This window comes from Brevibacterium sp. CS2 (assembly GCF_005280295.1).
Lineage (GTDB): Bacteria > Actinomycetota > Actinomycetes > Actinomycetales > Brevibacteriaceae > Brevibacterium > Brevibacterium pityocampae.
Genome location: NZ_CP040020.1, coordinates 1,088,589 through 1,114,715 on the forward strand (window position 1 = coordinate 1,088,589; position 26,127 = coordinate 1,114,715).

The 26,127-nt window shown below is 71.6% G+C and carries 26 protein-coding genes and 1 pseudogene; 14 read left to right on the forward strand and 13 right to left on the reverse strand.

Translation table 11 applies throughout. The features are described from left to right. The first annotated feature begins 36 nt into the window (after nt 1–36). The 5 genes from FDF13_RS04745 (at nt 37) to FDF13_RS04760 (ending at nt 2,310) form a co-directional block, all read left to right on the forward strand. Nucleotides 37–441 carry a hypothetical protein gene (locus FDF13_RS04745; RefSeq protein WP_137318657.1) on the forward strand — a complete coding sequence of 135 codons (405 nt, stop codon included), beginning with the start codon at nt 37–39 and terminating at the stop codon, nt 439–441. After that, nucleotides 438–560, forward strand: a complete 123-nt coding sequence (locus tag FDF13_RS15455; RefSeq protein WP_265809202.1) for a hypothetical protein — start codon at nt 438–440, stop codon at nt 558–560. The genes FDF13_RS04745 and FDF13_RS15455 overlap by 4 nt, the downstream gene beginning before the upstream one ends. Nucleotides 561–650: 90 nt before the next feature. Next, complete coding sequence (locus tag FDF13_RS04750; RefSeq protein ID WP_137318658.1) at nt 651–833, forward strand: hypothetical protein; 183 nt, start codon at nt 651–653, stop codon at nt 831–833. Between the two features lie 140 nt (nt 834–973). After that, nucleotides 974–1,375 (forward strand): Rid family hydrolase, encoded by a 402-nt coding sequence (locus FDF13_RS04755; RefSeq protein WP_137318659.1) that lies wholly within the window; start codon nt 974–976, stop codon nt 1,373–1,375. Nucleotides 1,376–1,413: 38 nt separating this feature from the next. Beyond that, nucleotides 1,414–2,310 (forward strand): arginase family protein, encoded by an 897-nt coding sequence (locus tag FDF13_RS04760; RefSeq protein WP_137318660.1) that lies wholly within the window; start codon nt 1,414–1,416, stop codon nt 2,308–2,310. 55 nt (nt 2,311–2,365) lie between these two features. Here the strand turns inward: FDF13_RS04760 and FDF13_RS04765 are convergent, their stop codons facing one another. The 3 genes from FDF13_RS04765 to FDF13_RS04775 form a co-directional block, all read right to left on the reverse strand. Then, nucleotides 2,366–2,854, reverse strand: a complete 489-nt coding sequence (locus FDF13_RS04765) for an Rrf2 family transcriptional regulator (protein WP_137318661.1) — start codon at nt 2,852–2,854, stop codon at nt 2,366–2,368. 109 nt (nt 2,855–2,963) lie between these two features. Beyond that, nucleotides 2,964–3,521: an NAD(P)H-dependent oxidoreductase gene (locus FDF13_RS04770; RefSeq protein WP_137318662.1), complete on the reverse strand. Its 558-nt coding sequence runs from the start codon at nt 3,519–3,521 to the stop codon at nt 2,964–2,966. Nucleotides 3,522–3,542: 21 nt separating this feature from the next. Beyond that, nucleotides 3,543–4,271 (reverse strand): SDR family NAD(P)-dependent oxidoreductase, encoded by a 729-nt coding sequence (locus tag FDF13_RS04775; RefSeq protein WP_254668909.1) that lies wholly within the window; start codon nt 4,269–4,271, stop codon nt 3,543–3,545. Between the two features lie 193 nt (nt 4,272–4,464). On the opposite strand from FDF13_RS04775, the gene FDF13_RS04780 reads away from it, so the two are divergent. The 4 genes from FDF13_RS04780 (at nt 4,465) to FDF13_RS04795 (ending at nt 7,849) form a co-directional block, all read left to right on the forward strand. Next, complete coding sequence (locus FDF13_RS04780; RefSeq protein ID WP_254668910.1) at nt 4,465–5,502, forward strand: nitronate monooxygenase; 1,038 nt, start codon at nt 4,465–4,467, stop codon at nt 5,500–5,502. A gap of 58 nt (nt 5,503–5,560) precedes the next feature. Further along, the gene (locus FDF13_RS04785) at nt 5,561–5,848 is read left to right on the forward strand and encodes a DUF1345 domain-containing protein (RefSeq protein ID WP_137318664.1); all 288 of its coding nucleotides are present in this window, start codon (nt 5,561–5,563) and stop codon (nt 5,846–5,848) included. Nucleotides 5,849–5,914: 66 nt separating this feature from the next. Continuing rightward, nucleotides 5,915–6,097 (forward strand): DUF1345 domain-containing protein, encoded by a 183-nt coding sequence (locus tag FDF13_RS04790; protein ID WP_254668911.1) that lies wholly within the window; start codon nt 5,915–5,917, stop codon nt 6,095–6,097. Between the two features lie 189 nt (nt 6,098–6,286). Then, a complete protein-coding gene (locus FDF13_RS04795; RefSeq protein ID WP_137318666.1) occupies nt 6,287–7,849 on the forward strand; it encodes an AMP-binding protein in 1,563 nt (520 codons plus the stop codon). A 24-nt stretch (nt 7,850–7,873) separates the two neighbouring features. Here the strand turns inward: FDF13_RS04795 and FDF13_RS04800 are convergent, their stop codons facing one another. The 5 genes from FDF13_RS04800 to FDF13_RS04820 all read right to left on the reverse strand — a co-directional run bounded on the left by FDF13_RS04800 (nt 7,874) and on the right by FDF13_RS04820 (nt 15,207). Continuing rightward, a complete protein-coding gene (locus FDF13_RS04800; protein ID WP_137318667.1) occupies nt 7,874–8,857 on the reverse strand; it encodes an acyl-CoA dehydrogenase family protein in 984 nt (327 codons plus the stop codon). A gap of 108 nt (nt 8,858–8,965) precedes the next feature. Beyond that, nucleotides 8,966–10,180 (reverse strand): acyl-CoA dehydrogenase family protein, encoded by a 1,215-nt coding sequence (locus tag FDF13_RS04805; protein ID WP_137318668.1) that lies wholly within the window; start codon nt 10,178–10,180, stop codon nt 8,966–8,968. A 98-nt stretch (nt 10,181–10,278) separates the two neighbouring features. Then, entirely contained in the window at nt 10,279–11,250 is a 972-nt protein-coding gene (locus FDF13_RS04810) for an NAD(P)-dependent oxidoreductase (RefSeq protein ID WP_137318669.1), read from the reverse strand. A gap of 67 nt (nt 11,251–11,317) precedes the next feature. Next, on the reverse strand, nt 11,318–14,185 hold the full coding sequence (locus FDF13_RS04815) for an alpha/beta fold hydrolase (RefSeq protein WP_254668912.1): 2,868 nt from the start codon (nt 14,183–14,185) through the stop codon (nt 11,318–11,320). Continuing rightward, on the reverse strand, nt 14,182–15,207 hold the full coding sequence (locus FDF13_RS04820) for a 3-oxoacyl-ACP synthase III (RefSeq protein WP_137318671.1): 1,026 nt from the start codon (nt 15,205–15,207) through the stop codon (nt 14,182–14,184). The genes FDF13_RS04815 and FDF13_RS04820 overlap by 4 nt, the downstream gene beginning before the upstream one ends. 322 nt (nt 15,208–15,529) lie before the next feature. Here FDF13_RS04820 and FDF13_RS04825 point away from each other — a divergent pair, with 322 nt between their 5' ends. The 3 genes from FDF13_RS04825 (at nt 15,530) to FDF13_RS04835 (ending at nt 18,451) form a co-directional block, all read left to right on the forward strand. Next, entirely contained in the window at nt 15,530–16,261 is a 732-nt protein-coding gene (locus FDF13_RS04825) for a thioredoxin domain-containing protein (RefSeq protein ID WP_137318672.1), read from the forward strand. A gap of 10 nt (nt 16,262–16,271) precedes the next feature. Further along, a complete protein-coding gene (locus FDF13_RS04830; protein ID WP_137318673.1) occupies nt 16,272–17,414 on the forward strand; it encodes a cytochrome c biogenesis CcdA family protein in 1,143 nt (380 codons plus the stop codon). Between the two features lie 233 nt (nt 17,415–17,647). Then, on the forward strand, nt 17,648–18,451 hold the full coding sequence (locus FDF13_RS04835) for a 3-oxoacyl-ACP reductase (protein ID WP_137318674.1): 804 nt from the start codon (nt 17,648–17,650) through the stop codon (nt 18,449–18,451). 173 nt (nt 18,452–18,624) lie between these two features. On the opposite strand, the gene FDF13_RS04840 is transcribed toward FDF13_RS04835, so the two are convergent. Further along, nucleotides 18,625–19,197, reverse strand: a complete 573-nt coding sequence (locus FDF13_RS04840) for a dienelactone hydrolase family protein (RefSeq protein ID WP_137318675.1) — start codon at nt 19,195–19,197, stop codon at nt 18,625–18,627. A 224-nt stretch (nt 19,198–19,421) separates the two neighbouring features. On the opposite strand from FDF13_RS04840, the gene FDF13_RS04845 reads away from it, so the two are divergent. Beyond that, nucleotides 19,422–20,639: an alpha-hydroxy acid oxidase gene (locus FDF13_RS04845; RefSeq protein ID WP_137318676.1), complete on the forward strand. Its 1,218-nt coding sequence runs from the start codon at nt 19,422–19,424 to the stop codon at nt 20,637–20,639. Between the two features lie 145 nt (nt 20,640–20,784). On the opposite strand, the gene FDF13_RS04850 is transcribed toward FDF13_RS04845, so the two are convergent. Continuing rightward, nucleotides 20,785–21,543 (reverse strand): glucose 1-dehydrogenase, encoded by a 759-nt coding sequence (locus FDF13_RS04850; RefSeq protein ID WP_137318677.1) that lies wholly within the window; start codon nt 21,541–21,543, stop codon nt 20,785–20,787. A 241-nt stretch (nt 21,544–21,784) separates the two neighbouring features. Between FDF13_RS04850 and FDF13_RS04855 the strand changes: the two genes are divergently transcribed. Beyond that, nucleotides 21,785–22,531 carry a sulfite exporter TauE/SafE family protein gene (locus FDF13_RS04855; protein ID WP_254668913.1) on the forward strand — a complete coding sequence of 249 codons (747 nt, stop codon included), beginning with the start codon at nt 21,785–21,787 and terminating at the stop codon, nt 22,529–22,531. Between the two features lie 94 nt (nt 22,532–22,625). Here FDF13_RS04855 and FDF13_RS04860 read toward each other — a convergent pair whose 3' ends face one another. From FDF13_RS04860 to FDF13_RS04870, 3 genes and pseudogenes are all read right to left on the reverse strand, one after another. Further along, entirely contained in the window at nt 22,626–23,105 is a 480-nt protein-coding gene (locus tag FDF13_RS04860; protein WP_137318679.1) for a hypothetical protein, read from the reverse strand. Nucleotides 23,106–23,173: 68 nt separating this feature from the next. Further along, nucleotides 23,174–25,047: pseudogene (locus tag FDF13_RS04865) on the reverse strand (acetate--CoA ligase); the annotation flags it as partial. Nucleotides 25,048–25,393: 346 nt separating this feature from the next. Then, a complete protein-coding gene (locus FDF13_RS04870) occupies nt 25,394–25,804 on the reverse strand; it encodes a TM2 domain-containing protein (RefSeq protein WP_137318680.1) in 411 nt (136 codons plus the stop codon). Nucleotides 25,805–26,127: the final 323 nt, after the last annotated feature.

Genomic DNA, 26,127 nt, shown 5'->3' on the forward strand with positions numbered 1-26,127 from the left:
TTTGCCGGTTGTGTGCAGCCTTGGAATGATGAGCGCATGCGCTACATCGTCGCCATCCTCGCTGCCGCCGCCGTCACCTCCGGGGTGCACCTCGCGTTCGGGCTCGGCAGCCTGCCGCGCCCCTGGGGCAGCCTGGGACTGGGGACGATCGCCGGCGTCGTGCTCGTCGCCGTGCTCCTCGTCTGGGAGTACCGGAGCCCGAGCGAGGACCACGAGGAGCGCGACAAGCGGCTCAAGATCGAGGAGGCCGCCCGCGCGGAGGCGCGCGAGCTGCGCCGGGCGCAGAAGCGCGACGGCTCGTGGAACCGGCCGATCGACCGCTCCGCCCGCCACGAGGCGACCGGTCCCGGGGCGACCGGTCCCGAGGCGCCGGGTCCGGTGGCCGAGGGGCCCGGCCCGGCGAGCAACGGGCCCCTGGGGGACCGGCCGGACGCGCCGTGACCACCCGGGGCGAGGGCACCTCGGCCGAGGCGGGGGCGGCAGGGTCCGATCCCGCCGCCGATGACGCCGGGACCGCCACCACCGGTGCCGCGGCCGGTGCCGACGCTGCTGACACCTGATCCGCCGACACCGACACCGCGTCGACGCGGCGCAGCCGCCGGGAGGAGCGGACGGGCGCCCGCGCGATCCCGCGTCGCTACTCCGACACCGTGCGCGCGAACATCGCCGGGCTCGTCGGCGTCGTCGGCGCCACCGCGATCTTCGTCCCCGTCATCATCCGCGAGGCCGACCGCACCGAGGCGAGTCCGGAGGGCCTGGCGTGGCTCACCGAATACACGGAATCGATCCTGATCCCGTACTACATGGTGTTCTGGGTTCTTTGCTCTATGTAGTGGTGTGTGTTCGTGCAGACGGGAGCGTCTTGACCGCGAGTTCGCTCGGGTCGGTGGCCAGTCGATACGATTGTTGGTCACCGCATGTGAGTAGCTCATGTGCGAAAAGCTGCACCGAGAACGAGGGGAGCATCCACAGAATGAGCGGCGTCGAGTTCTTCACCACCCCCGGTTATGGCGACCGCAATCGGGAACTGTTCCACTACTCGCAAGCTGTGAAGATCGGTGACCGGGTCGAGCTGGCAGGTCAGGGCGGCTGGAATGACGAGTGGGAGTTCCCCGGGACCCTGACCGAGGAGACCGACCAGGCGTTCGAGAACATCGAGCGCACCCTCGCCACTGCCGGTGCGGGCTGGGCGGATGTGGTCAACGTGCGCTCCTACCACGTCGACATCGATGCCGAGACGGTCGCCTACATGGCCTCGAAGCTGCGCCAGTACATGCCCGAGCAGCCACCGGTCTGGACCAACATCGGTGTCGCAGCGCTCGGTGACGAGAAGATGCGCGTCGAGATCGAGATCACCGCGATCATCCACGACTGAGACATCGCACCGAGACCTGACGAGGAGAAGCGAACTACATGACCGAGAACGTGAACGATACCGAGGCCACGAGCACGCTGCGCCTGGTCTGGCCGCAGTGGCAAGGCGCGGGCCGCAACGGGGTCGCCGAGATGCTGTCGGAGTTCTCCCTGGATGAGGCCAGGTGCGGATACGCGTTCGGCTCGCGCGTGCTGCTGGCGATCCTGCCCGACCACGACGGCCCCACCGAAGTCGTGCCCGTCGCCGACAGCGAGAGCGACTCCACCGACGGCGTTGAATCCCGTCAGGAGGTCATCGACTCTCTGGCTGCCGCGCAGGAAGCTATCGCCCGGCACGAGGCCGATCGCATCCTCACCCTCGGTGGGGAATGCTCGGTGAGCGTGGCTCCGTTCGCCGCCCTCGCGAAGCAATATTGCGAGGATCTAGCCGTGGTCTGGATCGACTCGCATCCCGACACTGACACCAACGCCACCGGTTACGACGGTTACCACGCCATGGCTGTGAGCACGCTGCTCGGCCACGGTGACCCGGAGGTCACGAGTATGCTTCCGGCGACGGTGTCTGCCTCTCGGCTGGCCTTGGTCGGCTTGCACGACTGGGTCGAGGACGCGTACGAAAACGTCGGCTCGTGGGGTCTGCCCGAGTTCACGCCTGACGATCTGCGAGGCTCCAGCGCCAGGTTGTTGGAGTGGGTGGCGGGCACCGTGGCGACGAAACTTGCGATCCACCTCGATGTCGATGTCGTCGACAGTGACGAGGTCGCGCTCGGGCTGGGCATGGTTCCCGGTGGGCTTACCCGCGCAGACGTGCGGCGGATCGTCGCTGACCTCACCGCGGCCGCAGACGTGGTTGGCCTGACGGTCGCAGAGTTCATCCCACGCGACGTACTCGCCCTTCGCGGCTTGATCAACGGGATGCCGCTCCTGGGGAACTGACGACCCACAGGCTGGCCCGTGGCGTTCTACCTTTCGGGTAGCGGCACCGCGCCAACTATTGATGGGCGCGCTGTGCTCGGGCGAAGTCGCGCATTCTGGTGACGCCCTGTTCTCCGATCTGTTGGGTCAGTGCTTCGACAGTGACGGTGGCGAGAGAGTCGCGCCAGCGGTTCTCGGCTTCGACCATGGCGTGGTGGATACCGCAGGGGCCGGTCTCTCTGATGGCGTCGGCGTCGTCGGTGAAGATGCCGCGGCAGCGCACCTCCTCACATACGAACAGCGGGGCGTCGCCCTGCACGGTCTTGATGACGTCGAGCAGGGTCACAGTGCTCGCGGGTCTCGCGAGGAAGTAGCCGCCGCGGTTTCCCGCGGAGGATCGGATGATGCCGGCGCGCACGAGCTGCTGGAGCTGCTTGCTCAGGTAGGCGTCGGGGATATCGAACATCTCTGCCAGGGTGTGCTTGGCGAGCGGGCCGATGTCCTCGCAGGCGGAGAGCGCGACGAGGCAGTGGGCCATCCACTCGGTTCCGCGCGGCAGTTTCACACGTCGATCCTACTCAACGAAGACCCGCATTGTCCGGGTTGAGCAACGGTGCGAGCAGCAGCCCGCCCCTGCCGCGCAGATGATGCGGCAGGGGCGGAACGATCGTGGGTCACTCGCCTGGCACGAGCGTGAGGAGCCGTTCGACCAGGAACTTCATCGCTTCCAGGTTCTCGGACGGCACCGCGTCGGGCTGGGCTTTGGAGACGCTGGAGACACCGTAGGGGTTGCCGTTGAGCGGCATCGCCTGGGCCTCGCCTGCGGCTCCGGCGGGAACGATGATCGCGCCCCAGTGGTAGAGCACGTTGTTGAACGCGAGGATCGTGGACTCCTGTCCTCCGTGGTTGGAGGCGGTGGACACGAACGTCGACATGTACTTGTCTGCCAGGGCGCCGCGCTGGTGCAGTGGCAGGGTCTGGTCGAGGAAGTGCTTCATCGGCCCCGACATTGCCCCGTACCGGCCGGGCGTGCCCCACAGAACCGCATCGGCGGCTTCAAGGTCGCCGAGGGCTTTCCGATGCGCGGCGACGGTAGCGTCTGGGTCGTCCAGTTCGGGAAGCCGGGTGGACAGGACGCCGTGTCCGAGCTGTTCGGCGTGGGTGTGCGCGGCCAGGGCCATCTGGTGCACGTTCCCCGTGCTGGAGTGGTAGATGATCGCGACGGTCTTCATCAGTGCTCGCCTCCTCGTCGGTTACAGGCTGGTGCCCATGGACACGTCGATGACCTGCCCGGTGATCGTCTGCGACGAAGACTGCGCAAGCAGGGCAACCGTCTCGGCTATGTCATCGGCCTCGGCGATCCTCCCCAGCGCCGACGACTCACGAGTGCCGGCCGCTGCTTCCTCGTTGCCGCGCAGCCAGCCGGCGTTGATGTCGGTGTCCACGACGCCGGGCGCGACGACGTTGACCGTGATGCCCCGCGACCCGAGGCTCGCGGCCATGTTGCGGGCGAGATATTCCAGGGCGATCTTGCTCATCCCGTACCCGGTCAATGCCGGGAACGCGTAGCGGGTGAGGGCAGATCCGGTGAAGACGACTTGCCCGCCAGGGCTCGTCATCTTGTCCGCCAGCCCTGCGGCGAGTGCATAGGGGGCGATGGTGTTGACCTGGAACAGGTCGCGCAGCGCCGACTCCGTCAGCTGGGTGAAGTCGCCAAACGGCGCGATCCCGGCGTTCAGGAACGCGAGATCGACCGTGCGGCCGTCGAGTGCCGCATCGAGTTGTGGCAGCAGGGCCTCGACCGCTCCGGGGTCGGAGAAGTCGGCCTGTACCGGGGTCACGGTCGTCTGGTGCTCGGCGGCGATCTCACGGATCGGACCCAGCTCGCTGTCATCGCCGCGATGCTGGGCGATCACGTCGAAGCCCAGCGACGCCAGCCGTCGGGCTGTGGCCTGCCCGATTCCTCGGCTGGCTCCGGTCACGAGTGCGGTTCGAGTAGCGGTCATCCTTGTTGCCTCCTGGGTCGATACGGGTACGCCCTACCAAACCTAGAGTATTTGGATACTGAATGTCCAAGTAGGATGGAAGGGTCGCCGACGCCGCGGCGCCGCCACCTGTGACGAGCACTTGTGGGATCGAGACCGTCGATGGTTGGCCGTATCGAGAGGAGAATCCGTGAACTGCACCCCCCTGCTGGACACTCCACTGCCGATCGTGGCCGCTCCGATGGCTGGCGGGCCGACCACGCCCGCGCTCGTCACCGCAGTCGCTGGCGCGGGCGGGTTCGGGTTCCTCGCCGGCGGCTACCAGACCCGCGATGGACTCGCCGCACAGATCGCCGAGGTGCGCGAGCACACCGACCGCTTCGGGGTCAACCTGTTCGTGCCGAGCAAGAGCGATCTCGACCGTGACGCGTTCCGCCGCTACGCCGCCGAGGTGCAGGTCGAGGCCGACGCCTACGGCCTCGAACTCGATCCCGACCCGGTGTCCGATGACGACCATTGGGAGGACAAACTCGGCCTGCTGATCGATCATCCGGTTCCAGTCGTGTCGCTGACGTTCGCGCTGCCCGATCCTGCCGCGATCGCCGCGCTGCAGCGGGCGGGATCGCAGGTACTCGCGACCGTCACGACGCCAGGTGAAGCACTGGAAGCGCAGGCTGTTGGCGTGGATGGGCTGATCGTGCAAGGCCCGGCTGCTGGCGGGCACAGCGCCACCTACGATCCCGCGCGGAGCCTGGGCGAGGTTTCGACCGGAGCGCTCGTGCGCGATGTTCGCTCCACGATCCAGTTGCCCGTGATCGCTGCCGGTGGTGTGGATGGCCCGGCCACTGTCCGCGCACTCCTGGATGCGGGAGCCGAGGCGGTCACGGTCGGCACGCTGCTGCTGCGCACCGACGAGGCAGGAACATCGCCGACACATCGGGCCGCTCTCGCCAATCCGAGATTCACTGAGACTGTCATCACCCGCGCGTTCACCGGACGCCCGGCACGGGCACTGCGCAACGGCTTCACTAACCGGCACGACGACAGCGCACCTACTGCCTATCCAGCCGTACATCACCTGCCCCGCGCCCTACGCCAAACAGCAGGCCGCGCAGGTGACGCCGATCGGCTTCACCTCTGCGCCCAACGGACACCCAGCCGACGTGATTTCCTGGCTGGCGGACACGCTGAGTACGACCACTGCTCAGCCCTCTGCCCACTCTCATGAGACAAGAAGCCAGCAGAAGTAACCGGTCAAGACGTGGCTACTTTGACGACCGCACGGGGTGCTCTTCGTGCTCTGCTACATCGCGTGGACCCACGTGGTCTACGCGCGCACGCCCCGGCCCGAGCTCGTGCGCATCGCCGCGGTCCAGAGCCGGCACCGACCCTCGCTGATGTCGAAGATGTTCGGCTACGGCGGTGCGGGCTCCTGGACGGTGGCAGGCGCCCTCGTGGCCGCGATCCTCGCCGTGGGCCTGGCGCGGACGGAGATGTTCCGCTCCGAACTGGTGTTCATCCTCCTCGGCATGGCCACCGTCGCCGCCTCGTGGTTCGCCATGGTCTACTCGTAGGCACTGCGGTATCCGCGGCTGCACTCCGGCGGGGAGCGGATCGACTTCGACCAGCTCGAGCCGCCGGTGTTCGGCGACCACCTCACCATGGCCTTCACGATGTCGACGATGGCCTCGACCCTCGGCGCCCGGATCCGCACGCGCACCGGCTGGCGGGCGGCCCGCGAGCACACCGCGCTCGCCTTCGTCTTCAACACCGTCATCGTCGCGATGACGGTGTCCCTGCTGTTCGGCGGACTGACGAAGTAGAGCGCACTGCGCACGCCTGGTCGTTGCCAGATTTTTACCGAATTTCGAACGCTCGCTCACGCACTCTGCCCTAGGCTGTGAGGTACGACACAGTGCTGTGTCCGCACGACGATGTGCAGCACCAGCATGTGCAGCACCGGCATGTGCAGCACCGACATGTGCAGCGATGACCTGCAGAGAGGCGCCACCATGACCATTCCCGCAGTCCCCAACCGCCAGCCGTTCCTGTCCCGCCGGCTGCACTGGATGAACATGCTCGAGCTCCATGCGATCGACCGGCCTGAGGAGGTCATCATCACCTCGGAGGCGGGGCATGTGACCTGGGGCGAGCTGCGCGCCCAGGTGCAGGCGATCGCCGCGGACCTCCAGCGGCGCGGGGTGCAGCCGGGCGACCGGGTGCTCATCCTCGCCCTCAACCGCGCGGAGTACATCGCCGCGATGGTCGCGATCAACACGATCGGCGCGATCACCGTGCCGCTCAACATCCGCTCGGTGCCGCGCGAGGTCGCCTACTTCGTCGAGGACTCCGGCGCGCGGGCGATGTTCGTCGACGGCTTCGGTGCGAAGGCGGTCGCGGGGCTCGGCGCCGATGGCGGTGCCGCGCCTGAGATCGACATCATCTCCTTCGACGACGACGTGCCGGGGATCATCGCCGGCGGCGGGGAGGCGGAGGTCGTCGACGTCGACGAGAACTCGATCGCGATGATCATGTACACCTCCGGCACCACGGCCGCGCCCAAGGGCGTCATGCTGAGCTACCTCAACCTCGCCAGCCAGATGATCCCGATCCTGCGCTCGGCACAGCCGCCCACGGAGCTTCCCGAGGCGAACCTCGTCGTCGTGCCGCTGTTCCACATCGCCGCCGTCGGCTTCCTCACCCCGGCGTTCTTCACCGGGATGCGGATCGTGCTCGCGCCGCCGCAGGTGCTCACGAACATCCCGGCGCTCGCCGACATGGTCGAGCGCGAGCAGGTGACCTCGATGTTCCTCGTGCCCACGATCTGGCAGGCGCTGTGCTCCCTGCCCGGGATCAAGGAGCGGAACCTGCCGCTGCGGACCCTGTCCTGGGGCGCCTCGCCGGCGTCGAAGCAGACCCTGCAGCTCATGGCCGACACCTTCCCCGAAGCGACGATCAGTGCGGCGTTCGGGCAGACGGAGATGTCCCCGGTGACCGCTCAGCTCCACGACCACGACTCGATCCGCAAGATGGGGTCGATCGGCAAGGCCGTCGGGCCGGTGGCGGTGCGCGTGGTCGACGCCGAGGGCTCGGACGTCGCCGAGGGCGAGATGGGCGAGGTCGTCTACCGCGGGCCGGGCCTCATGGCCGGCTACTGGAACAAGGAGGCGGAGACCGAGGCGGCCACGCACGACGGCTGGTTCCACTCCGGGGACCTCGTCAAGCGCGACGAGGAGGGCTTCATGTACGTCGTCGACCGCGCGAAGGACCTCATCATCTCCGGCGGCGAGAACATCTCCTCGATCGAGGTCGAGCACGCGGTGGCGGCCCATCCCAAGGTCGCCGACGCCTCGGTCGTGGGCGCCCCGGACGAGAAATGGGTGGAGACGCCGGTGGCGATCGTCGTGCCCGCCGATTCCGCCGATCCGCCGACGCTCGAGGAGATCCAGGAGTTCCTGTCCGACCGGCTCGCGTCATTCAAGAAGCCGACGCGCCTCGAGGTCGTGCCCGAGCTGCCCCGCAACGCCTCCGGCAAGCTGCTCAAGCACAGGCTCCGCGACGAGTACGGGAAGTAGGGTCCGCCGACTCCGCCGGCCGGGTCAGATGTCGGTGAGGGCGGCGAGCTCGGCGCGCAGGGTGTGGGGCGTGCCGAGGCGCACCCGGTCGGCCGCTGCGCGCTTGAGCCAGATGTGCACCGGGCTCTCCCAGGTGTAGCCGACCCCGCCGTGGAGCTGGAGCGCCTGCTCGCACACCCGGGTCGCGGTGTCCGCGGCGAACGACAGCGCGGCCGCCGCATAGATCGCCGCCTCCGTCGGGTCGTCCCCGGTGTCGAGCAGGAGCGCGGCCTCGTCGACGAGCGGGCCGATGAGCGAGACCTCCGACCACATCTCCGCGAGCTGGTGCTTGAGCGCCTGGAAGGACCCGAGCGGCCGGCTGAACGCGATCCGCTCCCTGAGGAAGGTCACGGTCTCCGCGAGCACGGCCCGGGCGACGCCCTCGAGCTCGGCGGCGAGGTACACCCGCCCGGCGATGATCGACGCGCCGACGATCTCGGCTGCCATGTCGCCGTCGGCGAGGATCGTCCCCGCGCCGAGCACCGAGGACTCGGTGACCCGGTGGAGCGTGCGGGTCGGGTCGAGGGCGGGCAGCGCGGTGAGCTCGAGCTCCGTGCGCGGCACCAGGTGGATCGTCTCGTCCTGGTGGACGAGCACCTCCTCGCAGAGCTCCGCGTCGAACAGCAGGCCGCCGGCGACGGTGCCGACGCAGGTCGTGCCCTCAGCCATCCGGCGCAGGGTGTCGCCGGCGAGCGAGCGGACCCCCGCATCCGGGTGGCCGACGACGAGCATGCCGAAGGCCACCGGGGCGCTGACGTAGGGGCCCAGGAGATCCGCGGCGGGCACCGCGCCGGCGGCCCGGCCGAGCGCGACGATCGCGGCCATGCCGGCCCCGAGCCCGCCGCGCTCCTCCTCGGCGAGTACGCCGCCGAGGCCCATCGTGTCCATCATCTGCCGGTGCGCCTGCCGGATCGGGGCGAGGTCGTCGAGGGCGTCGCGCACCGCATCGATGCCGCCGAGGCCGCGCACCGCGGCGCGCAGACCGGCGGCGAGCTCCCCGGCGAGCGCGGGATCGGGGGCCGATTCCGCCCCCGGGAGCCGTGTGCGCCCCGGGGGCGGGGGTCGTGTCGGTGTCCGTCATCGGGGGACCTCCGTGAAGGGCACCTGGGTGTCGGTGCGCGGTTCGCGAGGCAGCCGCAGGATGCGCTCCGCGATGATGTTCTTGAGCACCTCGGACGTGCCGCCCTCGATCGAGTTCGCGCGGGTGCGCAGGTACGCGTACCCGGCCGAGCGGCCGGTGATGTCCACGGACATGAAGTCCGGCTGGTGGAAGTCGTAGCCGTCGGGCTGGAGGAGCCCGCCGGCCTCCGCGGTCTCGAGCGCGAGCGAGGCGATCGCCTTGCTCGTCTCCGCGCTCGCGAGCTTGAGTGCGCTCGCCTCCGGGGTGGGATCACCCTGGGCCATCGCGCGATGGATCGCGATGCCGGCCAGCCGCACCGCCTCGGCCCGCACCCAGGCGCGCGCGATCGAGTCCCGGTAGGCGGGGTCGCGCTCCTCGACGGGGGTCTCCCGCCAGGTGTCGAGGAGGGTGCGGATCGGCCCGCCCTCGCGCTCGGGGCGCTTCATCGAGCCGGAGCGCTCGTTCGACAGGGTGAGGTTGGCGAGCGCCCAGCCCTCGCCCTCCTCGCCCAGGCGCATGGCATCCGGGATGCGGACCTCATCGAGGAACACCTCGTTGAACTCCGCCTCGCCGGTGATCTGGCGCAGCGGCTGCACCGTCACCCCGGCCGAGCGCATGTCGAGGAGGAAGTACGTGATGCCCTGGTGCTTGGGCACGCTCGGGTCGGTGCGGGCGAGCAGGATCGCGAAATCGGCGAGGTGCGCGAGCGTCGTCCACACCTTCTGCCCCGAGACCACCCAGTCGTCGCCGTCGCGCACGGCCCGGGTGGACAGCCCGGCGAGGTCGGAGCCGGCCCCGGGCTCGCTGAACAGCTGGCACCAGCGGTCGCGGCCGGTCCACAGACGCCGCATGAAGCGGTCCTTCTGCTCGGTGGTCCCGGCGCCGAGGATCGTCGGGCCGGCCATGCCGAGGTTGACGATGATGTGGGCCGGGCGGTTGTCCGGGGCGCCGGCCGCGGCGAGGATCGCGTAGACCTCGGCCTGGTGCTCGCGCGGCAGTCCGCGCCCGCCGTATCCCGGCGGGTAGTGGACCGCGGCGAGGCCGGCGTCGTAGCGGGCCTCGAGGAAGGTGAAGCGGTCCTCCTCGATGCGGACCTCCTCCGGCGGGAACTCCGCGAGCAGGGCGCGGGTGTCGGCGGCGAGCGCGCTCGCCGAATGCGGTGCGGGTGGCATGGGTGAACTCCGTCGTCCGGCCGATCGCGCCCGGGCGGCGGGCCCGGACATCGGACTCATCCTAGCGATCGTTCGAGAGAGTTGAAAAGGGGTCGAGCTCAGGTCCCGCTGTAGTGACGGGCGAGCGCGGCCATGCCCTCGGCGATGCTCACCCGCGGCGTCCAGTCGAGGACCTCGCGGGTGCGGCGCTGGTCGAACCAGTGCGCGGTCGACATCTGCTCGGCGAGGAAGCGGGTGAGCGGCGGCTCGTCGTCGTGCTCGCCGAGCTCCCAGACCTTCTCCACCGCCGCTCCCGCGACGAGCGCGGGAGCCACCGGGATGCGCAGGCCGGGCGCGGACGCCCCGCCGGCGAGCGCCAGCCGGGTGATGAACTCGCCGATCGGCCGGGGCTGCCCGTTCGTCACGACGAGCGCCTCGCCGTGGGTGCGGGTGACGGCGGTGAGCGCGGCGAGGATCGCATCGACGGCGTTCGTCGCGTAGAGCGTGTCGACCAGGGCTGCACCGCTGCCGAGGATCGGCATCCGGCCGGCCCGGGCGCGGTCGATGATGCGCTCGGTGAGCTGGGTGTCGCCGGGGCCCCACATGAGGTGGGGGCGCAGCGCGAGCACGGGGAAGGCCGGGGAATCGGCGGCGAGCGCGAGGAGCTCGCCATGGGCCTTGGTGCGCGCGTACTCCCCGCGGGCGTGCTCCGGGTCGGCCGGCCCGGCGGGCTCGCCGACGAGCGAGTCGCCGGCGTGGGCGACGGACGGCGAGGAGATGTGGACGAAGCGGGAGACGCCGGCGGCCTGCGCGGCGGCGAGCAGGGTGCGGGTGCCCTCGATGTTCACGGCCTCGAAGGCCGCCGGGTCCCCGGTCATCGCGACCTTCGCCGCGAGGTGGATCACCGCGTCCTGCCCGGCCGTCGCCTGCTCGACGAGCCCCGGGTCGGTGACGCTGCCGAGCACGTCGAGAGCACCGGTGACGCCGGAGGCGCGCCGCTGCAGCGTCGTGACGGCATGGCCCTCGGCCAGCAGCGCGGCGGCGACCGAGGAGCCGAGCAGGCCCGAGGCGCCGGTGACGAGTACCTTCATGTGTGCCTCCTGCGGATCGCGGGAACGGGGTGGGCTACGGCGTGCGGAGCAGGCTCCGCCTGCCGGCTCAGGGCTTGCCGACGGGCTCGCCGCGCAGCACGGCGTCGGCCCACCCGGCCAGGCGCTCCCGGTTGATCTTCGAGTTGTGGCGGATGTCGGTGGGGAAGGTGGGGCTGATGAGGACGGCGGCGATGTCGGCGGCGAAGTGGCCGGCGACCGCGGTGCGCACCGCGTCGGTGAGCTCGAGGTCGGCGAGGCCGGGCTTCTGCCGGGCGCCGGCGGGTGCCTCGGCGTCGGGTTCGACGACGATGACCACGGCCTGGGTGCCGCGCGGGCCGACCCCGACGACCGCGGAGCGCAGCACGCCGGGCACCTCGTCGACGACCGCCTCGATGCCGCCGGGGCCGAGCGGGCCGTCCGCGGTGGTGAGGAGATGCTGGAGGCGGCCCTCGAGCCACACCCGGCCCTCCGGGTCGATGTGCCCGATGTCGTTGGTGCGGTGCCACATGCGGCCGTCGAGCTCGTCGCGCTTGGAGTCCGCATCGGTGAGCCACAGCCGGTCGTATCCGGCCTTGGCGTGGGGCGCGGAGACGACGAACTCACCGAGCACGTCGACGGCCTTGGCCCCGGTGAGCAGGGTCGAGGAGGACCGGCCCGCGGCGTCGATCGGGGCGAGCGCGAGCGACACGCCCGGCACCGGGGTGCCGACGCAGACGCCGTGGTCGCGTGACTGCGCCGCGGCGGCAGCGACCCCGTGGCGGTCGATGTCGGTGAGCAGCAGGCCCTCGGTCATGCCGTAGGGGGAGTGGATCGCGGCGTTCGGGAACAGCTCGGCGAGCGCGTCCATGAGGCGCAGCGGCACCGGGGCGCCGGCCGACAGCACGAGCTCAACGGAGGCGCAGGCGCCGCGCTGCTCCGCGCTGAGCTCGCCGGCGGTCGCGCACACGTTGCGGTACGCGGCCGGGGAGGCGAAGACCATCGTGCAGTCGCCGGTGAGGATCGCGTCGGCGAGCGCGGTGGCGGTGAGCGTGCGCGGCTTCGTCACCGACATGTCCGGGGTGACGCTCGTGGCGCCGATCCCGGGTCCGAGCAGCGCGAACGGCGGGAATCCTGCGACCAGTCCGGAGCCGGGCTCCACGCCGAGGTGGTCGGCGAGCTTCCGGCCGAGCGCCCCGAGCCGCGCATGGGTGTAGCGCACGCCCTTGGCGGGGCCGGTCGAGCCGGAGGTGTAGAGGATCGCGGCGTCGTCGTCGGCGTCCGGGCGGGCCAGCGGGGCGCTCGGGACGGTGCGGGACAGCTCGGTGATGCTCGTCTCCACTCCGAGCGCGGTCCGTTCGAGGGCGTTGAGCGGGCTGACGGAGATCCGGCGCCCGGGCCAGCCGGCGGTGCGGGCGAGCGTGAGGCCGGGGACCTGGCCGATGATCCACTGGGGGTCGGCGGCCTTGATCGCGCGGGTCATCCCGGCGACACCGAGCCCGGCATCGGCGACGACCGCGACGCCGCCGGCGCGGAGCACGGCGTAGAGCGCGGCGGTGAGGTTGTTGCCCGGCTGCACGAGCAGGGAGACCCGGTCGCCGGGGCGCAGTCCGAGGTCGCGCAGCCCGTGGGCGATCCCGTCGACCACGCCGGCGAGCTGCGCCCAGGTGACCGACTGCGGCGGTTGCTGGGACATGTCGACGCTCGCGATCGAGCGGTCGCCGGCGCGGGCGAGGAGCGCGTCGAACATCAGCGGTGAGTCGGTGGAGGACTGAGCGGCGGCGGGAGCCCCGGTGCCGGGAGCTTGCGTGTCCGGGGAGCCGGCGGTGGCGGACTCTGCTGCGGCTCCGGAGGCGGCGTGCGTCGGATCCGCGGCCGGCGCCTCGGCGGCGGGGAAGCGGTTCTCGAGCCAGCGCAGTGCGAGCCCGGCGACGTCGGCGTCCTCGGACACGAGGTGGGAGGCCTTCTCGAAGCGGTGGATGTCCGCGTGCGGCAGGCGGCCGCGCAGGTCGCGGAGGTAGCGCTCGAGGAACACCGGGTCCTTGGGGCCCCAGATGAGGAGGGCGGGGACGTCGATGCCGGCGATGTCCGCGCCGAGCTGCTCGAGCTCCGCGCGGCTCGGGTGGGTGTCCTGCGCCGGGATGTCGGCGACGAAGGCGCCGATCCCGCGGCGGTCGGCTGCGGTCCGGTAGGGGGCGCGGAACGCCTCCTTGATCTCCTTGCGGATGGGGCCTTGGCCGAGGCCGAGCGTGATCCGCAGGAACAGATCGGTGAGCACCGTCGAGGTCGGCAGCATCGGCCCGGCGAGCGCAGCCTGGAGCGGCGCCGGCAGGGGCGCGTCCTCGGGCTGGTGCACGGCGGTGTTGAGGCTGATCACGGCGTCGACGAGGTCGAGGTGCCGGGCGGCCCAGGTGAGCGACAGGACGCCGCCCCAGTCGTGGCCGATGGTGACGATCGGGTGGTCGCCGGCGGGCGCCTCGGCGGCGGGGGAGCCGGCTGTGGGCGATGGGGTCGCGGGCTCAGTCGCGGCAGCGGTGGCCGCGGCGGTGGCGGGCACCTCGGCGAGGAGGGTGCGGACGACGGCGTCGAAATCGGTGACGCGCTCGGCGATGCGGCGGTAGCCGGGCCCGTGGGTGGTCGGCAGCGCATCGTGTGCGAGCCGGTCGGAGAAGCCCATCTCGAGCTGGTCCGGGGCGATGACGCGCCAGGTGCGGCCGGTCGTCGAACGCAGGCTCGCCGCGGCGAGGTGGCGCCACAGGTAGGACCACGTGGGATTGCCGTGGAGGGCGAGGATCGTCCCGGTGGGCTCGCGTCCGGCGGCCCGGAGCGCGGGCAGGGTGTCGAGCACGTGGAAGGTGTGCTCGCCGTCGACGGTGTCCGCGCGCACCAGCCGGGACCACTGCGGGTCCCATTCGGGGAGCGGACCGGGCAGGGCGGCGGGTGCGGCTGCGAACTTCACCAGACGATCTCCGTCATCGCCGTGTTGAGGCCGGAGCCCACGCCCACGCAGAGCACGCGCTCGCCGCGCTCGAGCTTCTCCGATTCGAGGGCCAGGGTGATCGGCAGCGAGGCCGGGCCGACGTTGCCGAGCTGCGGGTAGGTCTTCGGGATGCGCTGGGGATCGAGCTCCGCGGCGGTGGCCACCGACTTCATGTGGACGTCGGAGATCTGGTGCATGATGTAGCGGTCCATGTGCTGCCAGTCCCAGCCGTCGGCGAGCGCCTCGTGCCAGGCGGAGGTGACGAGCTCCATGCCGTTGTCGAGCAGTCCCTTGGTGTCGGTGAACATGCCGTCGAAGCCGCCCACGCAGAGCTCGTGGTTCCGGGTCGCGCCGCGGGTCACCCCGCCGAGCACGCGGTGGCCCTCCGGGTGGCGGTCGGCCGGGCCGAGGACCGCGGCGGCGGCGCCGCAGCCCAGGGTCAGGGAGGCGAACTCGTTGAGGTACTCGTGCCGGGTGACGCCCGGGCGGGCGAGCCGCTCGACGGTGGCCCGCTGCACGCGCTGGGCGTCCTCGGCGGCGACGACCACGGCGTAGTCGAGCTGGCCGGAGTCGATCATCGTCGAGGCGACGGTCATCGCGTTGACGAAGCCCAGGCAGGCATTGGTGATGTCGAAGTTCATCGCCTGAGGGCCGAGGCCCATCTCGTGGTGGACGCGGGTGGCGACGGAGGGCTCGAGGTTCTCGCGGCTGACCGAGGCGTTGATCATCAGACCCACCTGGTCGGCGGAGATCCCGGCCTGCGCGAGGGCGGCGCGGCCGGCCTCGGCGGAGCCGGTGGCGAAGTCGCCGGGCTTCTCCCAGTTGCGGCGGGCGTGGACGCCGGCGACGCGCTGGAGGAGGCCCTTGGGGAGGCGGAGCTCCGCGAGGGTGTCCGCCAGGGTCTCGTCGAAGACCTCGGACTTCACTTCGATCGGTGCGGTGACCTCGGTGATCGAGAGGAGGGCGACGTTGTCATGTCGGAAAGTCGAGTTGCCGTTCAAGAGGGTCCGTTCGATGCAGGTGATGGTCGGGTGCGAGCCTCCCTCATCCTAATACCGCGGAGAACATGCTGGACACGGCGTTCGTTGAGACAATGGGCACTGCCGGAATCAGGGGCCTCGGAACGTGACCTGGACCACGCGCCGGCCGGATGCGGCGGCGGGAGGCAGGGCGGCGACGCGGGCCCAGCGGCGGACGTGGACGCGGGGGCGTAGCCTGGAGTGGGCTCGTCCCCGACCTCGGATCGAGCACATGCATCCCTCCTCCCGGCTGTTCTGGTTCTGAGCGATTCCTGTCAATATCGTCATCATCGCCCTCATCACCGTGGGCATCCTCGCCATCGACGAGGACGGCGGGGAGCAGGCGCCGGTCGCCGGAGGCGAGGCCGCTGCGACGGCCGAGGCCGGGCCCCGGGCGGACGAGGTCCAGCGGATCGAGTCGACCGCGCGGCGCGATGCCGAGGACCCCTACGCGCTCGGACAGGTCGATGCGCCGGTCGCGATGGTCGTCTACTCCGACGGCCAGTGCCCGTACTGCGCGCAGCACGCCGCGACGACGGAGAGCGCGCTCATCGAGCAGTACGTCAACGCCGGCACCCTGCGCATCGAGTGGCGGGACATGGACTTCTTCGGCGAGGACTCGAACCGCGCCGCGCGGGCGGCCTGGGCGGCGGGTCGGCAGAGCATGTACCGCGAGTACCACGGTGCGCTGTTCGGCGACGGCGAGCAGCTGGGTCCGGCCGACCTCACCGAGGAGGAGCTCGTCGCGGTGGCGGAGCAGTTCGGCCTGGACGAGGAGGCCTTCCGGGCGGACATGGAATCCGCCGAGGCCTCCGCCTGGGTCGAGGCGAACGTCGAGGAGGCGAGCTCGATCGGCGCCTTCAACACCCCGAGCTTCCTCATCAACGGCCAGCCCCTGGCCGGGGCGCTGCCGGCCGAGGAGTTCGAGGCCGCGATCGAGCTCGCCGCTGAGGCCGCGCCCTACGACCCGGCGGGCGGGGGCTCTGAATCGGGTCAGGATTCGGGTGCCGGGTCCGAACCGGCGTCCGAGGGCTGAGGTCGATCCGATGACCATCGGCATCATCGCGGCCTTCCTCGGAGGCGTGCTCGCCCTGCTCAGCCCGTGCGGCGCGCTCCTCGTCCCGGCGTTCTTCGCGTTCACCACCGCGGGCGCCGGCCGGCTCCTCCTGCGCACCGGGATCTTCCTCCTCGGCCTGCTCACGATCCTGCTGCCGATGGGAGCCGGTGCCGGTCTCATCGGCAGCCTGCTCACCGAGCACCGCTCGACCCTCATCCTCGTCTCCGGGGCCGTGCTCGTCGTCCTCGGGATCCTCCAGATCCTCGGGATCGGCTTCGACCTGGGCGCCCGCCTGCCCGGCGGTGCGCGTGCTGCGACGGCGAGCGCCGGTCCGCGGGGTGCCCGCCGGGACACCGGGCTGTCCGGTACCGCCGGGGGCGCCGAACCCGCCGACCGGGCCGGGGGCACCGGATCAGCCGATCGGGCCGGGGGCGTCTCCGGGCTGCTGAGCTCCTATGTGCTCGGCATCGTGTCGGGCGTCGCCGGTTTCTGCACCGGACCCATCCTCGGAGCGGTCCTCACCATGGCGGCCTCGGCCGGCACCGCGGCATCCGGTCTGCTCCTGCTGTTCGTCTACGCCCTCGGGATCGCCGCCCCGATGCTCGTCATCGCCACGGTGTGGCAGCGGCTCGGCGCCTCCCGCCTGCGCTGGCTGCGCGGCCGCACGATCACCGTGGGCGGCCGGGAGTTCCACTCCACGCAGGTGATCGGCGGCCTCGTGTTCATCGCCGTCGGCCTCGTCTTCATGCTGACCAACGGGCTCATCGGAGTGCCCGAGGTGCTCTCGATGACCGTCGCGTCGTGGCTGCAGTCCACCGTGCTCGGGCTGCCGGCCTGGGCGAACGTGCTCATCGGTGCGGCCCTCCTCGTGATCCTGTGGTTCGTCGTCCTCACTCCGCTCACCGCCCCGGGTCGGCCCCTGGGTTTCCCGGCCGGAGAGACCTGGGCCGATGCGGCACGGCGCAGCCGTCCGGGAGGACCTGCCGCAGCGACGGCTCCGCGGAGCGGGCCGGGCAGTGCGGCTCGTGAGGACGAGGCCGAAGGAGAGCCCGGTGCGGCTCACGACTCTCCCGCCGAGGTCGTGTTCGCCTCGCGCCGCGAGCGGCTGCGCGCCGAGCGCCGCCGCCGCTGACAGACACCACCGGGCCCGCGTGCGAGCACGGGCCGGCCCGCGCCTCGGCGACGGCTCCCCGCAGGTTCCCATCCGGCTCCCCGTCCGCGGTTCGCCGTGCCCGCACCGGACCCTGCGGCGGCCGGTGTGCGCGCAGGCCCCGCCGGGGTCCCGGGCCGGGTAGGCTCGAGAGGAGACGCGCCCCTGCGCACGAGGCTGTGAGCAGGGCGGAAGTGAGAACCGGAGGAGTCGCCATGACGAACGCCCACGCCCACACCACCAGCGCCCTGCCGATCGCCGAGCAGGTCGTCCTCGTCACCGGCGGCGCCCGGGGACTCGGGGCCGCGGTCGTCAAGGCGTTCTTCCAGGAGGGCGCCGCGCTCGTCATCAACTACCGGCACAGCGCCGATGCCGCGCACGAGCTCGCCGAGGCGATCCGCGCCCGCGGCGGCCAGGCGCTCGCCGTCGAGGCCGATGTCACCGACTTCCGCGCCGTGGTGGCGATGTTCGACGCCGCCCGCGCGGAGTTCGACCGGCCGGTGTCCACGGTGATCAACAATGCGCTCGTCGACTTCTCCTTCAACGGCGACGAGCGCGACGGCGCCGACGAGATCTCCTACGCCGCGCTCGAGGCGCAGTACCGCGGCACGGTGGGCGGTGCGCTCAACGTCATCCAGGGTGCGATGAGCGGGTTCCGCGAGATCGGTTCGGGTCGTGTGGTCAACGTCGGCACGAACCTGTTCCAGAACCCCGTCGTGCCCTACCACGACTACACCGCGGCGAAGGCGGCCCTGCTGTCGCTCACCCGCACCTTCGCCAAGGACCTCGGCCCGTCCGGGGTGCGCGTGAACATGGTGTCCGGCGGGCTGCTGCGCACCACCGACGCCTCCTCGGCCACTCCGGCGGAGGTGTTCGACGCGATCGCGGCCGGCACGCCCCTGGGCCACGTCACCACGCCGGAGGAGTTCGCCTCGGCGATCACGTTCTTCGCCTCGCCCGCCTCCCGGGCCGTGACGGGGCAGAACCTCGTGGTCGACAACGGCCTCGTCATGGACTGAGCTGCGAGCTGCTCCGGGGCCGTCCCAGTGCGGTTCGTCCGGTACCGGGGTCACTGCAGTGCGGTTTCCGGGCGTCGACCGCACTGGATCGACCGGGGAACCGCGTTCTGCGGCCGGCGGACTCCTGCCTGCCGGGTGTCGCCGGTGATCGTGTCCCGCCTCGCGCGGTCCGGTCAGCGCAGGTCGTCGAGGAAGGCGAGCACGCGGCGCCACATCAGGGCCGCGCTCGCCTCGTCGTACTCCGGGTTCGTCGGGTCGGCGAACAGGTGCCCGCTGCCCGGGTAGACGTAGTGCGCGGTCTGGGCGCCGGATTCGGCGGCGGAGCGGATGAGCCGCTGCGGCGCGCCCTCCTCGATCCACGGATCGCCGACACTGTGGTGGATCTCGAGCGGCACGTGGGGCTGCCAGCTCGTGGGCTTCGGCACCCCGCCGGCGTGGAACAGCAGGGAGCCCGCGGCGCGCGGGTCGCGCTTGCCCATCGACTGCGCCATCGCCGCGCCGAGCGAGAACCCGCCGAACACGAGCGGCCCCTCGAGCTCCTCGATGAGCGCCGAAGCGCGCCGGGCGAGCTCCGGGAAGCCCACCTCGTCGCGGTAGGCGATCCCCGGTTCGGTGGTCTCGAAGACGTGCCCGTCGTAGTAGTCGGGGGTATGGACGGTGTGCCCCGCATCGGTGAGGACGCGCGCCATGAGGCGGATGCCGTCGTTGAGGCCGACGGCGGAGTGGAAGAGAACGACAGTGGTCATGGCCTCATCCTCGCCCACGCCGCGGGCCCGCGCAACGGCGGTCGGCCCGGTCCGGCAGGACCCGGACGAGGAGCGGACCCGGCGCGGGAGGCGGGATGCGCACCGGGGCCATCCGGGTCGTAGGCTGAGAGGAGGTCCGCACTGTCGCGGGCCGCAGCCCGGGCCGCCCGGCCCGGTGCCTGCGTCGGCACCGCCGGCGCCCACCGCCGCCGCATCGGAGGATCATGGCCGTCACCCGTCGCCTTCCGCGCTGGCAGGAGCTCGCCCCGCTCCTGCAGTTCGATCTCACCCTCAACCGTCGGCGTGCACGCCTGAGCCGGGTCGGGGACATCGCCGATCTCCGCACGATCGCCCGCCGCCGCACGCCGCGGGCGGCCTTCGACTACGTCGACGGGGCGGCCGGGGCCGAGCGCACCCACCAGGGCAACCGCGCGGCCTTCGACGACCTCGTGCTCACCCCGGCGATCCTCGCCGGCAACGCCGAGGTCGACCTGTCGACGACGATCGCCGGCCGCCGGTCCGCTCTGCCGGTGGGGATCGCGCCCACCGGGTTCACCCGGATGATGCAGACGGAGGGCGAGGTCGCCGGGGTCCGCGCCGCCGAGCACGCCGGCGTGCCCTTCACCCTGTCGACCATGGGCTCGCGGTCCGTCGAGGACGTCGCCGCCGCGGCCCCGGCGGCCACGAAGTGGTTCCAGCTCTACCTGTGGCGCGACCACGAGGCGTCCCGCGCGCTCATCGAGCGGGCGTGGGCGAGCGGCTTCGAGACCCTGCTCGTCACCGTCGACACCGCGGTCGCAGGCCTGCGGCTGCGCGACACCCGCAACGGCATGACGGTGCCGCCCAAGCTCACCGCCGGCACGGTGCTCGACGCCTCGTACCGGCCGCAGTGGTGGTTCGACCTCCTCACCACGGACCCGCTGACCTTCGCCTCGCTGTCGGGCAGCACCTCGGACCTCGCCTCGCTCATCAACGGGATGTTCGACCCGACGCTGAGCATCGAGGACCTCGCCTGGATCCGGGAGATCTGGCCGGGGAGGCTGTTCGTCAAGGGCGTGCTCACCGCCGACGACGCCCGCCGCTCGCTCGACACCGGCGCCGACGGCCTGATCGTGTCCAACCACGGCGGCCGGCAGCTCGACAAGGCCCCGGTCACCCTCGACGCCCTGCCCGAGGTGCGGGCCGCCGCCGGGGACGACGTCGAGATCATGTTCGACTCCGGGATCATGACCGGATCCGATGTCATCGCCGCGCTCGCGCTCGGGGCGGACTTCGCGCTCATCGGCCGCGCCTATCTCTACGGCCTCATGGCCGCCGGTGAGGCCGGGGTGCGCAAGGTGCTCGAGATCCTCGAGCGGGAGATGCGGGTGACGATGCAGCTGATGGGGGCGGCGGACCTGTCCGAGCTCACCCCGGAGATGGTGCGCCGGATCGAGAGGTGAGGGCGCCTCGGCGGGGGACGCCGGCACCTGAACGCCTGAGCCACGACGACGGCCGCCGCCCCCGGGGGGGTCGGCGGCCGCCGGGGCACTCAGCGAGGAGTGCCGCGGGATTCTTCCCGCTGCGGGCCTCAGCCCGCGGTGGAACTCAGTACATCGCGTGCTGGCCGCCGTCGATCGGGATGACGGTGCCGTTGATGAACCCGGCGTCCTCGCTGAGGAGGAAGCTCACCAGGCCGCCGACCTCCTCCGGCTTGCCGAAGCGCTTCATCGGGTTGACCGACACGAACTGCTCGCCGGCGGACTCCCAGTTGTCGGGATCCATCTGCTTGAGCGAGTTCTCGACCATCGCGGTCATGATCGCGCCCGGGGCGATCGCGTTGATCCGGATGCCGAACTGGCCGTATTCGCGGGCGGAGTTGCGGGTGAGGCCGATGACGCCGTGCTTCGAGGCCGCGTAGCCCGACTGGTTGCCGACGCCGCGGATGCCGCCGACGGAGGCGGTGTTGACGATCGAGCCGAAGCCCTGCTCGCGCATCTGCTTGAGGACGTGGGCCATGCCCTGGAACACGCCGTTGAGGTTGACGGCGATGACCTTGGCGAACTCCTCGGCGCCGAAGTCCTCGGTGAGGTTCTGCTTGCCCTCGATGCCGGCGTTGTTGAAGAAGCCGTCGATCTTGCCGAACTTCGCCACCGTCGCGTCGACGTACTTCTTGACGTTCTCCTCGCGGGTGACGTCTGCGGTGATGACCTCGACCTGCACCTGCGGGGCGGCGTCGAGGACGAGCTGCTTCGTCGCTTCGAGCCCCTCGGCGTTGAGGTCGACGAGGACGAGCTGGGCGCCCTCGGCGGCGAGACGCTCCGCGACCGCCTGGCCCAGACCGGATCCGGCACCGGTGATGATGATGGACTTGCCTGCCTAGCGATCGGTCATGTCGAATCACTCCTCGAGAATCGGGATCGGGCGGCCGTGGTGTCGCCGTCCTCCAGGACGACCGGATCTCGGTGCCGCGTGTTCCCGCCGCGGGCGTCTGTCGCGTCACACCCCGGAGCCTCGTGCGCGTGCCGCGGCTAGACTGCGAGACGATGCCGACCACGCCCGAGGTGCCCGCCCGGATCCGGCCGCAGCCCCGTCGCGGGGACCGCCGGTGAGCACCTCTGTCGTCCTCATCGCGCTCGCCGCGATCCTCGTCGGCGCGGTGCTCCAGCGGCTGTCCGGCACCGGGGTGGGACTCGTCGTCGCACCCGTGCTCGCGCTGCTCCTCGGCCCGGCGCTCGGCGTGTTCATGACGAACGCGACGACGATCGTCTCCGGCTTCCTCATCATGCTCGCCGTCATCCGCGAGGTCGACTGGAAGCGCTACCTGATCTTCGCGCCCACCGCGCTGTTCGGCGCGATCCCGGCCGCGCTCCTCGTCCGCGAGCTCGACGCCGCCTGGCTCGACATCGTCATCGGCGGCGTCGTCCTGCTCGCCCTCGGCCTGACCTTCGGGATGCCGCGGGTGCCGCACGTGCAGTCGCCGGCGCTCACCGGGACGGCGGGACTCGTCGGCGGGTTCCTCAACACGAGCGCCGGGGTCGCCGCCCCCGCGATGGTCATCTACTCGCGGTTCGCCCGCTGGGACCAGCGCTCCTTCGCCGCCACCATGCAGCCGACCTTCATGACGATGGGGATCTTCTCCGTCGGCACGAAGGTCGCCGTCGGCGCCACGACCTTCGATCAGCTCCCGCCCTGGCAGCTGTTCGGGGCGATCGTCGTCACCGTGGTCCTCGGGATCCGGATCGGCGGGTGGCTGTCTCGGCGGGTCCCCACCCACATCGCCCGCCGGCTCGCGATCACCCTCGCCGGTGCCGGCGGCGCGGTGGCGTTCGTGCGCGGCATCGTCATGCTCTGACCGCGCACCCGCGTGACCCGGCACCCGCAATGACCCGGCACCCGCGGTGCGGTCGAGGAGCTGCGCGCTGATCCGGCACTCGCGGTGCGGTGGCTCAGAACAGCCCGAAGACCCGGTCCAGGACGACGAGGAGGACCGATCCGAGCACCACCCACATGATGAACTCGACGGCCGACAGCCTCCGCGGACCGGGCCGGTCCCGCTCCTCGTCGGAGATCCGCCGCCGGGCGAAGCCCTCCGGACGCCGACGCGGGACCGTCGCCGGATCCCGACCGGGGGCGGCCCGGGACCCGACCCCGGGCGAGGCGGGATCGGGGTCCTCCGCCGTCTCCTGGACGCGCGACTCCCGGGCCAGCGCGGAGAAGTCCGGGAGCACGGGCTCGTCCCGCGCGTCCGGATCGGCTCCTCCGGGTGTCGGCGGGGATGCCGGAGTCGGCTCCGGGGAGCGCACCTCGGGCGCCGGGGCGGAGGGATCGAGGTCGGGGGCGGGCGCCTCGGGCCCGGGGGCCGGGTTCGGCGGGTGCGGGCGTCGGAACCCGTCGAAGGACACCGGCTCCGGGAACGCGCTTGTCACCTCGAACGGGTCGATCGCATCCGCCGAGGGCCGATCGTCGTCACCCCGGCGTGCGCCCGGCGCGCCGCTCACCCCTCGAGCGCCCCGCGCATGCGCTCGAGCACCTCGGGATCCTCGATCGTCGAGGGGACGACGACGTCGGAGCGGTGGTCGGCGATCTCGCGCATGGTCTTGCGGAGGATCTTGCCGGAGCGGGTCTTCGGCAGCGCGGGCACGATGTCGACCCGCTTGAGGGCGGCGACCGGGCCGACCTCGCTGCGGACGAGCGTGACGAGCTCCCCGGCGAGCGCCTCGGCATCGGTGTCCGCCCCGTCGGCGAGCACGACGAAGGCGCGCGGCACCTGGCCCTTCGTCTCGTCGTGCACGCCGATCACCGCGCACTCGGCGACCGCCGGGTGGGAGGCGATCGCGGCCTCCATGGTGCCGGTGGACAGGCGGTGGCCGGCGACGTTGATGACGTCGTCGGTGCGGCCCATGACGTAGACGTAGCCGTCCTCGTCGAGGTAGCCGCCGTCGCCGGTGAGGTAGTACCCCTCGAACGCGGAGAGGTAGGAGGAGACGAAGCGCTCGTCGTCGCCCCACACCGTAGCCATGGTGCCCGGTGGCAGCGGCAGGCGGATGACGACGAGGCCGTCCTGCCCGGCCGGCACGGGTTCGCCGCCGGCATCGACGATCTCCACCTGGTACCCCGGCACCGGCTTGGTGGGCGAACCGGCCTTGAGCGGGAAGCGGTGCAGCCCGATCGGGTTCGTGGCGATCGGCCAGCCGGTCTCCGTCTGCCACCAGTTGTCGATGACCGGGATGTCGCGGCCGGTGGCCGCGGCGAGCTTCTCGGTCGTCCAGGCGTAGGTGTCCGGGTCGAGCCGCTCGCCGGCGAGGAACCAGCCGCGGACGCTCGACAGGTCGTACTGCTGCATGAACGCACCCTCCGGGTCCTCCTTGCGGATCACGCGCATCGCGGTCGGGGCTGCGAAGAAGACGTTCGCGCGATGCTCGGAGACCACGCGGAAGAACGTCGAGGCGTCCGGGGTGCCGATCGGCTTGCCCTCGAACAGCACGGTGGTGACGCCGCCGATGAGCGGGGCGTAGACGATGTAGCTGTGGCCGACGACCCAGCCGACGTCCGAGGCGGTGAACATCGTGTCCCCGGGATGGAGGTCGAAGAGGTTGGGCAGGGACCAGGCCAGCGCGGTGGCGTACCCGCCGGAGTCGCGCACGATCCCCTTGGGCTTGCCGGTGGTGCCCGAGGTGTAGAGCACGTAGAGCTCGTCGGTCGCCTTGACCGGGGTGCAGGGCGCGCCCTCCGGGGTGGCGTCCATGAGCTCCGCGTAGTCGAGGTCCCGGCCCTCGACGAGCGGGCAGGGGTGCTGCGGGCGCTGGACGATGACGGTGAACTCCGGGCGCGCCTCGGCGAGCTCGAGCGCGCGGTCGAGCAGCGGCTTGTACTCGATGACCCGGCTGCGCTCGATCCCGCACGAGGTGGAGATCACGGCCTTCGGGGCGGTGTCGTCGATCCGGACGGCGAGCTCGTGGGCGGAGAAGCCGCCGAACACGACCGAGTGGACGGCCCGAGGCGCGCGCAGGCGAGCATGCTGATGACTGCCTCGGGGATCATCGGCATGTAGATGATCACCCGGTCACCCTTGCCCACCCCGCGGTCCGCGAGCACCCGGGCGAAGCGTGCGGTGAGCTCGGTGAGCTCGGCGTAGGTGTAGGTGCGCACGGTGTCGGTGACCGGGGAGTCGTAGACGAGCGCGGCGTCGTCCCCGCGGCCGGCGATGACGTGGCGGTCGAGCGCGTTGTAGCAGACGTTGAGCTCGCCGTCGGGGAACCAGCGGTAGATCGGGGCGCGGCTGTCGTCGAGCGCGCGGGTGGGCGGCGTGGTCCAGTCGATGAGCCCGGCGGCTTCGAGCCAGAAGCCCTCCGGGTCCTCGGCCGCGCGGGCGGCGGCCCGGGTGTACGGGTCGGCGGGCTGGTGGCGCCGGTGGGTGCCTGCTCGCCGGTGGTGGGCTGCTGATCGCGCGGGGTTCCGGGGTGGGTCATGGTGCGTCCTTCTGTGGGGCCCGCAGCAGTGGGGGCGCGGCCGGCGACGGTACCTGCGTCCCACCATTGTGGACCCGATCACACCGATGCGGCAGTCCCGACCCCGGCGTCGTGGAATCGGACACAGGCCGAGGCGCCCGTCAGCGGGGATGCCGGAGGGCGCCTCGGGAGGGTGCCGGTGCCGGGTGCTTGGGGAGGAGTGCTGCGGGACGGGCCGCTCGGGCGGTGGCGCCGGGGGCGGGGCGTCAGAACAGGAAGACGGGGAACCAGAAGCCGTTGAGCAGCGTGAGCCCGCCGACCACCCCGGCGACGACGAAGGCGATCGTCCGGTTCTCCGCGTAGCCGTGGAGCTCGCGGCCCTCGGCGTCGCGGGTGCTGTTCGTCAGCAGGAGGATCGCGTCGATGATCCACCACACGCCGAAGCCGCCGAGGGTGACGAGCTTGAGCACGCCGGTGCCGATCTTCCCCAGGTAGAACCGGTCGACGCCGAAGCTGCCGACGAGGATCGACAGGAGTGCCGCGGTGAGGAACGAGCGCTGACCGTGGTGGTCCCGGGCGCCGACCGTCCCGGGGGTGGGCTGGAACCCGGCGCCCGGGTGGGTCTGCGGCAGCGGATGGTGGGTGACGCGCCCCTCGGGCCCGCCGGCGGTGTACATGGTGTGGATCCGCTCCGCGTCGCCGTCGAAGGCATCGTGGTAAGCGGGGCAGCTCCGGCGGGAGGGGTGGCGCGGGGGTGGGGGTCGACGGAGGGAGGGAAGGTCGGGGTGTTCATCGGAGCTCCTCGAATCGGGTGGGGATCCGGGGCGATCTCCCGGTTCCTCGTGCTTCGATTCTTCTCCGTGCGCCGCGCGCGGGCACTGGGGCTTCCCCTACTCGGGGGTGCGGGAAGCCGCTCGGATCACGGGGCCGGGCGCGAGGTGCGAGGCGCGGGCAGGGCGTCGACCTGGCGGACCCGGGCCACGCGCCAGGTGCGAGGTGG

Coding starts and splice junctions, on each gene's coding strand:
- FDF13_RS04760 (WP_137318660.1), top strand. CDS start 1,414: ATGACCGAGAACGTGAACGATACCGAGGCCACGAGCACGCTGCGCCTG.
- FDF13_RS04835 (WP_137318674.1), top strand. CDS start 17,648: ATGACGAACGCCCACGCCCACACCACCAGCGCCCTGCCGATCGCCGAG.
- FDF13_RS04845 (WP_137318676.1), top strand. CDS start 19,422: ATGGCCGTCACCCGTCGCCTTCCGCGCTGGCAGGAGCTCGCCCCGCTC.
- FDF13_RS04870 (WP_137318680.1), bottom strand. CDS start 25,804: ATGTACACCGCCGGCGGGCCCGAGGGGCGCGTCACCCACCATCCGCTG.
- FDF13_RS04830 (WP_137318673.1), top strand. CDS start 16,272: ATGACCATCGGCATCATCGCGGCCTTCCTCGGAGGCGTGCTCGCCCTG.
- FDF13_RS04810 (WP_137318669.1), bottom strand. CDS start 11,250: ATGAAGGTACTCGTCACCGGCGCCTCGGGCCTGCTCGGCTCCTCGGTC.
- FDF13_RS04755 (WP_137318659.1), top strand. CDS start 974: ATGAGCGGCGTCGAGTTCTTCACCACCCCCGGTTATGGCGACCGCAAT.
- FDF13_RS04840 (WP_137318675.1), bottom strand. CDS start 19,197: ATGACCACTGTCGTTCTCTTCCACTCCGCCGTCGGCCTCAACGACGGC.
- FDF13_RS04805 (WP_137318668.1), bottom strand. CDS start 10,180: ATGCCACCCGCACCGCATTCGGCGAGCGCGCTCGCCGCCGACACCCGC.
- FDF13_RS04770 (WP_137318662.1), bottom strand. CDS start 3,521: ATGAAGACCGTCGCGATCATCTACCACTCCAGCACGGGGAACGTGCAC.
- FDF13_RS04745 (WP_137318657.1), top strand. CDS start 37: ATGCGCTACATCGTCGCCATCCTCGCTGCCGCCGCCGTCACCTCCGGG.
- FDF13_RS04795 (WP_137318666.1), top strand. CDS start 6,287: ATGACCATTCCCGCAGTCCCCAACCGCCAGCCGTTCCTGTCCCGCCGG.